Below are 12,513 nucleotides of genomic sequence, written 5' to 3' on the forward strand. Positions count from 1 at the left end.
TCAGGATCGAAATTGGTATTAGTTTGTTGTTTGTTTCTTTTTTTAGTATTTAGATGTTAGATATTTAATATTTAGATTTTTTTTCTTCTACCTTATTTCTAACTTCAAAATTCCTTATTTTATTTTCAATGTCAAGCTGAATTCAGTTCAGCTTCTCACTTTTTTAAGATGAGTTCCTGAAACAAGTTCAGGATGACTCAAACTTTATTCTTCAATTGTCATTCTGAATGAAGCCTTGGCGTAATGAAAAATCTTTTTAGATTCCTCAACAAACTCTAAATGACATTTTTTATTTAATTTTTAGAAGTTAAATTTTCTCATATCTAACTTCTAATATCTCATATCTATAATCTACCCTCTAAAATACTCCACCGCATTTTTGAAGATATTCATATATCCATTTCCTGGAATGTTCTTGAATAATCCTTCTTCGTAACGCTCTGGATGTCCCATTCGTCCGTAAACTTTTCCACAAGGCGATACAATTCCTTCTACCGCAAACGTAGATCCATTTGGATTATAAGGCATTTTTCCAGCTAATTTTCCATCCAAATCTACAAACTGAGTTGCGATTTGTCCTTTATCAATTAACTTTTCTAATTCAACCTCATTTGCTACGAAACGACCTTCTCCATGCGAAAATGGAATCCAGAATTCTTGACCTTCCATTCCTTTTAACCAAGGTGAGTGCGATTTATTCACTCTCACTTTCGCTAATTGTGTAATGTGACGACCAATTTCATTGAACGTTAATGTTGGTGTATCTTCTTCTAAATCTTGAATACGTCCATAAGGCAATAATCCTGATTTAATCAATGCTTGAAAACCATTACAGATTCCTAAAACCAAACCATCGCGCTCTAATAAATTGTGAATTGCATTTTTGATTTTCTCATTGCGTAAAACCGTTGCAATAAATTTACCTGATCCATCTGGCTCATCAGCAGCTGAAAAACCTCCTGGTACAAAGAAAATATTGGCTTGATTGATTTCATTTACAAAAGCATCAACTGATTCTTCAACATCTTGTTGTGTTAAATTACGGAAAGGCAAAGTCGAAACGATTGCTCCTTCTCTACGGAACGCTTTTGCTGAATCATATTCTGAATTTGTTCCTGGGAAAATTGGAATGAAAACTTTTGGGTTTTCTACTTTATGATCGGCGAAGGCAAAACAAATTTGTTCTGCTTTTAAATCTTTTTCCTCAACAACAGTTTCAGTAGTTGATTTATATGGAAACAATGAATTGAATGTTTCTTTCCATTGTTGTTTTAATTCAATCAAATTAATTTCTTCTCCATTAAAGTTGAACGAAGTTGAATCATTTGTCTGACCTAAAACATGATAATTTTGAGCGATTTCAGCAGGAATATTTAAATCATCTGAATGTTCAATTACAATCGAAGCTGGATAATATTTTGCTACATCTAAATCAGTTTTGATTTCAAATCCGATTTCATTACCAAAAGCCATATTCGCTACAGTTTCTGCAATTCCACCAAATTTAACCGTCATCATTGATTTTACATCAGCATTAATTGTTCCGATAAAATCAAAAATAGCTTTTGTATTTGCTTCGTCGATTAAATAATCTTCTGTTAATGTTGGAATAAAAACTGAAAGTTTAGAATTCTTTTCAACTAAAGTTCCTTGTACAATTTTTTCAGCCAAAGAAGGCGCAACTGCAAAAGAAATCAACGTTGGCGGAACATCAATATCTTGGTAAGAACCAGACATCGAATCTTTACCTCCAATTGCAGGAATTCCGAACTGTTTTTGTGCTTCAATCGTTCCTAATAAAGCCGCAAATGGTTTTCCCCAACGCGTAGCTTCATCACGTAATTTTTCAAAATATTCTTGAAAAGTTAAACGAATATCAGCGTAATTTCCACCAGCAGCAACAATTTTTGTCATCGAATCAATTACCGCAAAATAAGCTCCGTGATAATTTGACCAACGAGAAATTGTAGGATTGTAACCAAATGAAGCAATAGAAACTGCATTTGTAAATCCGTCTGTTGGGAATTTTTGTACCGAAACATCTTCTGGTGTATCCATTGTTTGTCCACCAAAAGCATTCAAAATAGTAGAACGTCCAACGTTATTGTCAAACATTTCTACCATACCTTTTTGCGACGCATGATTTAACTCTTGCATCATTGCAATAAACGCTTCTTTATTGAAGGCTTTATTCTCAAAAGGATTTGTATATTCTTCGTCCGTAACTTCGATTTTAGCTTGTTTACGAACGCCATTTGTATCTAAAAATTTACGGTCTAATTCAACAATTTTTGTTCCTTTCCAAACCAAAGTCATTGTATCATCTCCCGTTACCTCAGCAACACAAGTCGCATCAAGATTTTCTTCTTTTGCTAATGAGATAAATGTTTCCACATCTTTAGCCTCAACCGCAACAGCCATACGTTCCTGAGATTCAGAAATCGCTAATTCTGTTCCGTTTAATCCAGCATATTTCAATGGAACTAAATCTAAATTAACATTAATTCCGCGTGCAATTTCACCAATTGCAACAGAAACACCTCCTGCTCCAAAGTCATTACATTTTTTGATTAATGCTAAAACATCTGGATTACGGAATAAACGTTGAATTTTACGTTCAACAATTGCATTTCCTTTTTGAACTTCTGCTGATAAATCGTCTAATTTAAGACCATCGTGTGTTTTAGATGAACCAGAAGCTCCTCCTACTCCATCACGACCTGTTGCTCCTCCTAATAAAATAATTCGGTCACCTGCAACTGGTTCTTCACGACGAACATATTCTTTTTTTACAGCTCCAGCCACAAAACCAACTTCCATGCGTTTTGCTTTGTACCCTTCGTCATAAATTTCTTTCACAAAAGTTGTCGCTAAACCAATTTGATTTCCATAAGAACTGTATCCGTTTGCTGCTTCTTTAGAGATTTTACGTTGTGGTAATTTACCTGGTAACGTATCTTCAATTTTTTCTAAAGGATTTGCAGCTCCTGTAATACGCATCGCTTGGAAAACGTAAGAACGTCCACTCAAAGGGTCGCGTATTGCTCCACCAACACATGTCGAAGCTCCACCAAATGGTTCCACTTCTGTTGGGTGATTATGTGTTTCGTTTTTGAATTGTAATAACCATTCTTCTTCAACACCATCTACATCGATTGGAACGACAATAGAACATGCGTTAATTTCTTCAGAAACATCAATATTTTTCACAACTCCTGTACGAGAAAGATATTTTCCCATCACAGTTGCTAAATCCATCAAACGAATTGGTTTAGTTATTCCTAATTCTTGACGAACTTGTTGGTAATAATCGAATGTTTTTTGAAGTGTTTCGTTAAATTTAGAATTAAATTGAACATCTGTAATCTCCGTCTCAAAAGTTGTATGACGACAGTGATCAGACCAATAAGTATCTAAAACTTTTAACTCAGTTTCGGTTGGATTACGATTGATTGATTTGAAATAGTCTTGAATAAAAACTAAATCATCCATCTCTAACGATAATCCAAATTGGTTGTAAATGTCTTGTAGTTTATTTTCGTCAGCAGAAATAAAACCTTCAATAATTGGAACTTCTGTAGCTTCTGGATTAGCTGGAATTTCCATTTTTGAAAGATCTTTCTCGCGCGACTCAATTGGATTGATTAAGTAATCTTTTACTTTCTTTAAATCTTCCACAGACAAATCATCATTGAAAACATATAGTAAACCAGATTTTACGGTTACATTTTCAACATTCATCAACACTAAACATTGTTCCGAAGAATCATCGCGTTGATTATATTGACCTGGTAAAAATTCGGTTGCAAAATAATTTTTAGAATAAGGAATGCTTTCGTTAACTGCATCTTCTACGTATTTGAAAACAACGTCTGTCACAGGATCGACAAACACCTTATTTTGAACCTCTTGTAATTGGCTTTCTTCTATATTAAATAGATCATAAATAACAAAAACCTTGCACACAATTGTAGGTACAAGGTTTTTGAGTTCTATTGTAGTCTTCTGACTGATAACGTCAAAATTTGATTTCTTCTGAATGAAAAGTCTGTGGTTCATTGTATTGTTTGCTGTACTATTTGGTTTAATGTGTTTAAACCATTTGTATCATCTACATCAACAAACAAACTATTTTCTAACGAGAGTGGTTCAAGACTCATTTTGTAGAAAAAAAATTCATTTGTAGTGGCAATTTTTTATGGTCTGCCGTAGAGACGCTCAACCTTATTATGAGCTATACAAATGTTGTAAACTTTAAAAACTAAATCACCTTTAAAAGTGAACTGCAAAATTAAACATTTTAATTAGTAAAATCAAATCTAAATCAACAATATTTTATTTAATTTTTTGGTTAAATATTTTTCTTAAAATTTAAGCATGATTATCAATCAAATGTCCCTTTTTACAACAAAAAAATCCTTATCAAAATTGATAAGGATTTTTCGTTTTCCGTAATTATCTTGTAATTGTCAAATCGTATTCGTTGTCTGATTCATCATATTTATATGATAATTTCATATTGAAATCTTGCATAAACTTTTTGCAAAACGTTTCTATATTTAATGAATCTGGAAAAGTAGCTTTGTTAACTGTCATAAACAAAGTTGTCCAACTTGTATTGTCTTTAAAAATTGTAGAGAATCTTTTCTCCCAATATGTTAAAAACTTTTCTTCTTTTTCATTGATTAATATCTCTTCCATTCTACCTACTTTATAAACCAATTACAAATTTACAACTATTTCTAATCAAAACCATTTTTTCACGAATTATTAACGTTTTCAGTTTCTATCTTTCATTCAAGAATCGCAAACTTAAGATTCGCTTAAGATTCACTTTTCCATGTTAATAATCTATTAAATATCAAGATATTTGAACAATAATTCAAAAACAAAATGTTTACAAATAATTTAAAAGGACGTTACAGTATTTTACTATTTTTCAGTTCGTTATTTATTCTAATTTCATTTATTCTACGCCTAATTTTTGCAATTTGGGTAAAAAGTGATTTCGATTGGAATATTGGCTCGTTATTGCACACTATTTTTTATGGATTGGTGTACGACATTAGCGTTGTAAGCTGTTTCACGTTATTCTTATCATTTTATTTTATGATTTTACCAAACAAATTCGTCAATTCATTATTTGATCGAACTTTCGTGTATTTCGTTTATACATTGTATTTGGTAATCATTTATTTTACATTTTTTGCCGAAGTTACATTTTGGGACGAATTCAAAAGCCGATTCAATTTTATTGCGGTCGATTATTTAATTTATACCTACGAAGTTGTCAAAAATATTCAAGAATCATATCCTTTACCAGTTTTAATTGGCGGAATTGTGTTGATTACAGGCTTGACAATTTTCGCAACAAAAAAAGGTTATTTCTTTTACAACACATTCCATAACAAACCAAAAACAAGTCAAAAAATTGGCGTTTTTGTGTTCAATTTACTACTTGCGGTTAGCTCATTGTTTCTTTTAAATAATGATAGTAGTTCAACTTCAGAAAATCGATACAACAACGAAGTTTCTAAAGCCGGAATTTTTTCTTTCTTTTCTGCTTTCCGAAATAATCATTTAAAATACGACGAACATTATAAATCTATTCCGATTGAAGATGCTTTTGCAGTGATGAAATCTGAATTGCAAGATTCGAAAACTGTTTTCGATCAACAATTCAAAAATCCAATACGAAGAACAATTTTAGCGAGTAATCCGTCACAAGCAGAACAAAAACCAAATGTGATTTTTGTGTTAATGGAAAGTATGAGCGCTTCATTTTTGCAAGAGCAATTCAACGGAAAATCAATCACTCCAAACCTCAACGATATAGCGAATAACAGCATCTATTTTTCGAATATGTTTGCCAACGGAACGCGTACTGTTCGTGGAATGGAAGCTGTTACATTATCAATTCCTCCTACACCTGGAAATAGTATTGTGAAGCGTGTTGATAATCAAAATTTATATACTATTTCGAATGTTTTCAAAGCAAAAGGATACCACAATATGTTTTTTTATGGTGGCGATGGATATTTTGATAATATGAATGCGTTTTATGGTGGAAATGGTTTTGACATTTACGATCGCGGTCGTGGTAGCGTTTTGAGTGATAAAATCAATACCAATCGATACAATATTAATGATGATGAAGTTACTTTTGAGAATGCTTGGGGAATTGCCGATGATGATATTTACAGAAAAGTGATCAAAGTTGCCGATGAAAAATACAAAACAAAACAACCATTTTTTGCTTTTGTCATGTCAACTTCTAACCACAAACCTTATACGTACGAAGATGGAAAAATTGATATTCCGTCTGGAACTGGTCGTCCTGGAGCTGTAAAATATGCCGATTATGCAATTGGAGATTTAATTGCAAAAGCGAAAACAAAACCTTGGTTCAGCAATACCGTTTTTGTGTTTATTGCCGATCACTGTGCAAGTAGCGCGGGCAAAGATGCAATTGATGTAAAAAACCATCACATTCCGGCATTTATCTATAATTTAAAATCGCACGCAAACGAAAATGTCACAAAAGAAGTTTCTCAAATTGATATTTTCCCAACGTTATTTTCGTTGTTCAATTGGAAATATACATCTCAATTTTATGGAAAAGATATTTTTGATCCGCAATACAAATCGCGTTCTTTTGTTGGTACGTATATTAAATTGGGAATGAAAAAAGGCGAAGATGTTTCGATTTTATCTGATCAAAAGAAAATCAATCAATACAAATGGATTGACAAAAATTTAATTGATACAAAGGTTGATCCTATTTTCGAGCGTTCTATCATATCTAATTATCAAACAGCCGATTATTTATTTAGCAATCATTTATTAAATGAAAAATAAAATCATTTTTATCATCAATCCTATTGCTGGAAAGGGAAAAGGACGAATGATTGAAACTGAAATTCAACACTATTTTAGTCAAAAAAATGTTGAATTCGAAACATTTTTAACTGAAAATATTGGTCACGCAACTGAAATTACAAATCAAGTTCTGACAAAAAATCCTAATATAATCGTAGCTTGTGGCGGTGATGGAACGATAAACGAAATCGCTCAAGCCTTGGTTGGCAGCAATGTTACATTGGGGATTATTCCGATTGGTTCCGGAAATGGATTAGCGGCGAATTTACACATTCCTAAAACCACAGAAAAAGCTTTTGAGACGATTTTGAATGCAAAAATCAATAAAATTGATGCAGGAAAAATCAACGAAAATTACTTTTTTAGCAATATGGGATTGGGAATTGATGCAGATGTAATTAACAATTATGCGCAAACCAAAACCAGAAATTTTTTGGGATATGTAACTGCCAGTACAAAAGCAATTTTTAACTTTCAACCGAAAAAATTTAGCATCAAATTAGACAATGAACATATATTAGATGATGATTTTTATTTTGTGTTCTGCTCTAACTCTAACGAAGCGGGTTACGGCATCTCATTTTCACCCAATGCAAAATTAAATGATGGAAAATTAGACTTTCTTGCAGTAAAAAAGCTTAATTTTATACAACAAATTCAGTTTTCGGCTAATGTTTTAGGAAAACGAATTGAAAAAATGAAGCAAGCAAAAGTATTGCAAGTCAATTCAGTAAAATTCAATTCCAAACAACCAAAAACAATTGCTCAAGTTGATGGTGAAGCCGTTATTTTTTACCAAAATTCTATTGAAGTTTCGATTGTTCCGAATGCTTTGAATGTTATTGTTCCGAATTAGAAAATGAACAAACCAAAAGTTTTAATTGTTGAAGATGAATTGGGAATTGCCAATTTTATGCTTCAAGGTTTAGAAGAAGAAAATTTATCGCCAACGCACTGTTTAAGTGGTGAAGATGCCTTAGTGAAAATAAATAACGAGAAATTTGATGTTATTTTATTGGATTGGATGATGTTAAATATTTCTGGATTAGACGTTTGTAAAGCAATCCGAAATTCTGAAAATATGAACCAAAAAACACCCATTATTTTCATTACAGCGAAAGATACAGTTCAAGATACGATTGAAGGTTTGAATGCTGGTGCAAATGATTACATCAAAAAACCGTTTGATTTTAATGAATTAGTAGCGCGAATAAACGTTTATCTTCGTCAAAATGAATCGAATAATCTTTTAAATTTCGGAAATATTTCAATCAATCCAGAAACACATCAGACTTTTTTAGACAATAATTTAGTTGAATTAACATTAAAAGAATTTCAACTTTTAGCTTACCTTTTCAAAAATAAAAACCGAATTTGTACACGCAAAGAAATCATTGAAAACGTTTGGGACATTCACTTTGAATACGATACAAGTGTAATTGATGTTTTTATTAACGCGATTCGTAAAAAATTAAATCTAAAAAAAGACGATCCGCGCTTACATACTATTCGTGGCGTGGGTTATATAACAAACGATGTTTAAAAAATTATCTGTAAAAAATAGAATTGCAACCTTTTACAGCATTTTATTTTCTGCTGTTTTACTCATTATTTTTGGGTTAATTTTCTTTGTTGTAAATAGGGGAATTAACAAAACAATGTACGAAACGTTGGAGGAAGAAATTAACAGTCACGTCGATTATGTTTTACACGAACCTACATTAGAAAACTTCGTTCAACCGCGCGAATGGGAAGAAGTAGAACATACAGACATTGCGCTGAATCCTGTTTTTATCTCAATTTATGATAAAAATTTCAACTTAGTTGAAAGTTCTCCAAACATGGTTCAAAATCAATTGGATTGGAACAATGAAGAACCAGAAAACAAGCCATTTTATGCTGAATATAATTCAATTCAGTTATTAATTTCTCAAGCAAAATTAATTCATCATGGCGAAGTTGTTGGTTATTTAGTAATAGGCGTTTCTACAAAACACAATCAATTAGCATTAGATTATTTAAAAACTGCCTTACTTATTATCTTTCCTATTTCAGTTTTATTGACGTTTCTTTTAGCTCGTTTTATTGCGGCTAAATCGATTAAACCTGTTTTCAATGTGATTCATACAGCGCAATCGATCACCGAAAATAATCTTTCAGAACGCATTCAATTACCTAAAAATAAAGATGAATTATTTCAACTTTCAGCAACAATAAATTCACTGTTAGATCGATTAGAGTTTCAAATTTTAAAAGCTAAACAGTTCTCGGCTGATGCTTCACACGAACTTCGAACACCTTTGGCGATTATAAAAGGAACATTGGAAATTTTGATTCGACGCGAACGCACGCCTGAGCAATACAATGAAAAAATAGATTACACATTGAAACAAGTGAATCGTTTGGATCGTTTGGTAGAACAATTTTTGTTGATTTCTCGTGTAGAAAATAATAGTTTAGAGTTGAAAACTTCTTTATTTGAGCTAAAAACCGAAGTTTTAAAATCAATTGAACGTTTTGATGTTTTATTACAAGAAAAACAAATTTCTGTCGATACAGAACAACTTCAAGCTTGTGAAATTGATAATTACCAAGAATTTTTTGAGATTATTATAGATAATGTTTTATCAAATGCTATAAAATATTCTAACTTAAAAGGTCAAATAACAATTCTTTCTAACATCGAGAATAATAGTTATGAATTGATTTTTGAAGACAATGGAATTGGAATGTATCAAGAAGATTTAAAATTTGTTCAAGAACGATTTTTCCGAATTCAAAATGAATCTACACTAAACATTTCCGGTAGCGGACTTGGATTGAATATCGCGACACAATTAGCTAAAATAGCTGACATTAAAATGCGAATTGAGAGTACCCAAAATATTGGAACTAAGATTATTTTAACATTGAGTATTGAAAATTTTTAAGTAACTTCAATTCATAAAAAATATCAAAATGAGCCAACACGAATATACAAACGGAGAAATTACTATAATCTGGAAGCCTGAATTATGTCAACATGTAGGTATTTGCGTAAAACTACTTCCAAATGTATATAATCCGAAAGAAAAACCTTGACTAAAGCCAAAAAATGCAAGTAGTGACGAACTTATCAAACAAGTTCATCAATGTCCTTCAGGTGCGTTGAGTATAAAGTAGTAAAATAAATATTTTAGCATTTTATGTTTCTATGTAGCTAATCTTTAACTTCCCTCTGATTTCTTATTCATTAAATAAAGTTCGTATATTCGCAAAATCAAAATTTAAGTAAGACACAATGTAAAAAATAATTTCTTTCAGACAAATCAGAACAACAACCTCAAAACGGTTGCTGTATTGTTTCACTTCTAAAGAAAGGAATTATGCTTACTTTACAAAATATTTCATATCTACATCCAAACAAGAATATACTGTTTAGCGACATTAATTTAACAGTACAAAATCAAGAAAAAATTGCTTTAATTGGTAACAACGGAGTAGGAAAATCTACTTTATTGAAAATTATCGCTAAAAAATATCAACCATCAAATGGTCTAATAAACATTGAAACTGAACCTTATTATGTTCCACAAATTTTCGGACAATTCAATCAGTTGACGATCGCTCAAGTACTGAAAATCGAAGATAAATTAAGTGCTTTGAACGAAATCTTAAACGGAAACACAAGTGAAGATAATTTCAATTCACTCGATGATGATTGGACAATCGAAGACCGTTGCAATGAAGCATTAAGTTATTGGCAACTCAACGATTTGGACTTGAATCAAAAAATGGAAACTCTAAGTGGTGGACAAAAAACAAAAGTTTTTTTAGCTGGAATTTCCATTCATCAGCCCGAATTAATTTTATTGGATGAACCTAGCAATCATCTCGATAATGTAAGTCGTCAACTTTTATATGATCTAGTTCTCGATACAAAAAGCACGTTAATCATCGTAAGCCACGACAGAAAACTTCTAAACCTTCTAAATAGTGTTTATGAGTTAAGTAAAAACGGGATTAAAGTTTATGGTGGAAATTACGACTTTTATAAAGCTCAAAAACAGATTGAAAACAATGCCTTGAATCAAGATATTCAAAGCAAAGAAAAAGCATTGCGGAAAGCCAAAGAGAAAGAACGAGATACTTTAGAACGACAACAAAAATTGGATAATCGTGGAAAAAGTAAACAAGAAAAATCAGGTGTTGCTCGAATAATGATGAACACTTTGCGAAATAATGCCGAAAATAGTACATCAAAATTAAAAGGTGTTCATGCAGAAAAAATTAATGGAATTTCTCAAGATTTACAAACGCTTCGCTCCTCTTTATCTCCTTTAGATAAAATGAAATTTGGTTTTGATCATTCAGACTTACATAAAGGAAAAGTTTTATTTACCGCAACTAACGTTAACTTTAGTTATAACGATAAACTGATTTGGAAAAACAACTTAAATTTTGAGATTACAAGTCGCGAACGCATTGCATTAAAAGGAAAAAACGGTTCAGGGAAAACCACGTTGATAAAGCTTATTTTAGGTAAGATAAAACCGCAAAAAGGAACAATTTATCGAGCAGAAAATAAATCCATTTACATTGACCAAGATTATTCGTTACTTAATAATAAACTAAAAGTTTATGAGCAAGCACAACAATTCAATACCTCAGCATTACAAGAACATGAAATCAAGATTCGTTTAAACCGATTTTTATTTTCAAAAGACGACTGAGAGAAACCTTGCTTAATGTTGAGTGGTGGTGAAAGAATGCGTTTATTACTTTGTTGTTTAACAATAAACAGTAAAGCTCCTGACATTATTATTTTGGACGAACCTACCAATAATTTGGATATTCAGAACATTGAAATTTTGACAAAAGCTATAAACGAATATCAAGGAACGCTAATCGTTGTATCACACGACGAAGCATTTTTGGAACAAATAAAAATAGAACGGACGATTGATTTATAAAAAACATAGTAAATAATCAAATTCCTTTCAATGGATTCAAAAGTTACTCAATCCCACATTCGATATATTTTTGGAATTCTTGAAAAAGTTTGAAGAAGAAAAAAATAATGAGTTTATAAAAGCTATATGCATAAAATAATACCTTCATTGTTCACAAGTAATAAGAATGCATTCAATTTTAATCATAGACGATAAAACAAAAATCAGAACACTCCTAGCTCGAATTAGAAGGTTTTGAAATACATCAAGCAGAAAATTTAAAATCAGGGATAAAAAAAATTAAAACACTTACTCCTGAAGTTATTTTATGTGATGTAAAATTACCTGATGGTAATGGTGTTGAGTTTGCAAAAGAAGTCAAAGAACAAATTTTAATTGTAATGGAAGCTTAACGAGCAGAAACTCCATAGCCCAACTTTGTAGAAAATATAGTATAAGTCAATCTCAATTTTATAAGTGGAATAAAGAATTTTTAGAAGCAGGTAAAAAGCGATTATCGGGTGATATAACTCGAGAAAAAACGTAAAACATTTCTGTTGCTATCTGCAAACTTCTTTCTGCATACACTTTTGATTGCTCTGCTGTATGGTCTGAAACTTTAGGATCTTCAAATGTTATCGGTATTCTTTTTTCAGCTCCTGCAATAAACGGACAATCTCCAGTTTTGAAGCGTAAAAATCTC

7 protein-coding genes, 3 pseudogenes and 1 riboswitch are annotated in these 12,513 nt (G+C 31.5%); of the genes and pseudogenes, 8 read left to right on the plus strand and 2 right to left on the minus strand.

All coding sequences use genetic code 11. The features are described from left to right. Positions 1-351: 351 nt before the first annotated feature. Together B3I31_RS05775 and B3I31_RS05780 are read right to left on the minus strand one after the other, a co-directional pair. The gene (locus B3I31_RS05775; protein ID WP_125349019.1) at positions 352-4,059 is read right to left on the minus strand and encodes a phosphoribosylformylglycinamidine synthase; all 3,708 of its coding nucleotides are present in this window, start codon (positions 4,057-4,059) and stop codon (positions 352-354) included. A 104-nt stretch (positions 4,060-4,163) separates the two neighbouring features. Next, positions 4,164-4,262, minus strand: a riboswitch (purine riboswitch). 193 nt (positions 4,263-4,455) lie between these two features. Beyond that, positions 4,456-4,701: a hypothetical protein gene (locus tag B3I31_RS05780; RefSeq protein ID WP_038332385.1), complete on the minus strand. Its 246-nt coding sequence runs from the start codon at positions 4,699-4,701 to the stop codon at positions 4,456-4,458. Between the two features lie 192 nt (positions 4,702-4,893). On the opposite strand from B3I31_RS05780, the gene B3I31_RS05785 reads away from it, so the two are divergent. From B3I31_RS05785 to B3I31_RS14620, 8 genes and pseudogenes are all read left to right on the plus strand, one after another. Continuing rightward, positions 4,894-6,858 carry an LTA synthase family protein gene (locus B3I31_RS05785; RefSeq protein WP_291059132.1) on the plus strand — a complete coding sequence of 655 codons (1,965 nt, stop codon included), beginning with the start codon at positions 4,894-4,896 and terminating at the stop codon, positions 6,856-6,858. Continuing rightward, positions 6,848-7,735, plus strand: coding sequence for a diacylglycerol/lipid kinase family protein (locus tag B3I31_RS05790; RefSeq protein ID WP_291072178.1), 888 nt, complete (start codon positions 6,848-6,850; stop codon positions 7,733-7,735). The genes B3I31_RS05785 and B3I31_RS05790 overlap by 11 nt, the downstream gene beginning before the upstream one ends. A gap of 3 nt (positions 7,736-7,738) precedes the next feature. Next, positions 7,739-8,422, plus strand: coding sequence for a response regulator transcription factor (locus B3I31_RS05795; RefSeq protein ID WP_221855537.1), 684 nt, complete (start codon positions 7,739-7,741; stop codon positions 8,420-8,422). After that, on the plus strand, positions 8,415-9,809 hold the full coding sequence (locus B3I31_RS05800; protein ID WP_291059135.1) for a sensor histidine kinase: 1,395 nt from the start codon (positions 8,415-8,417) through the stop codon (positions 9,807-9,809). The genes B3I31_RS05795 and B3I31_RS05800 overlap by 8 nt, the downstream gene beginning before the upstream one ends. Before the next feature lie 28 nt (positions 9,810-9,837). After that, positions 9,838-10,041, plus strand: a pseudogene (locus tag B3I31_RS05805) ((4Fe-4S)-binding protein). A gap of 203 nt (positions 10,042-10,244) precedes the next feature. Continuing rightward, positions 10,245-11,831, plus strand: a pseudogene (abc-f, locus tag B3I31_RS05810) (ribosomal protection-like ABC-F family protein). Between the two features lie 278 nt (positions 11,832-12,109). Continuing rightward, positions 12,110-12,223, plus strand: coding sequence for a hypothetical protein (locus B3I31_RS14615; protein ID WP_376741540.1), 114 nt, complete (start codon positions 12,110-12,112; stop codon positions 12,221-12,223). Next, positions 12,220-12,354 (plus strand): annotated as a pseudogene (locus tag B3I31_RS14620) (IS3 family transposase); the annotation flags it as partial. The gene B3I31_RS14615 and the pseudogene B3I31_RS14620, both read left to right, overlap by 4 nt. Between the last annotated feature and the right edge of the window lie 159 nt (positions 12,355-12,513).

Origin of the sequence: Empedobacter sp. UBA3475, from assembly GCF_002378465.1 — a bacterium.
GTDB classification, from domain to species: domain Bacteria; phylum Bacteroidota; class Bacteroidia; order Flavobacteriales; family Weeksellaceae; genus Empedobacter; species Empedobacter falsenii_B.

Coding starts and splice junctions, on each gene's coding strand:
- B3I31_RS05775 (WP_125349019.1), bottom strand. CDS start 4,059: ATGAACCACAGACTTTTCATTCAGAAGAAATCAAATTTTGACGTTATC.
- B3I31_RS05780 (WP_038332385.1), bottom strand. CDS start 4,701: ATGGAAGAGATATTAATCAATGAAAAAGAAGAAAAGTTTTTAACATAT.
- B3I31_RS05795 (WP_221855537.1), top strand. CDS start 7,739: ATGAACAAACCAAAAGTTTTAATTGTTGAAGATGAATTGGGAATTGCC.
- B3I31_RS05785 (WP_291059132.1), top strand. CDS start 4,894: ATGTTTACAAATAATTTAAAAGGACGTTACAGTATTTTACTATTTTTC.
- B3I31_RS05790 (WP_291072178.1), top strand. CDS start 6,848: ATGAAAAATAAAATCATTTTTATCATCAATCCTATTGCTGGAAAGGGA.
- B3I31_RS05800 (WP_291059135.1), top strand. CDS start 8,415: ATGTTTAAAAAATTATCTGTAAAAAATAGAATTGCAACCTTTTACAGC.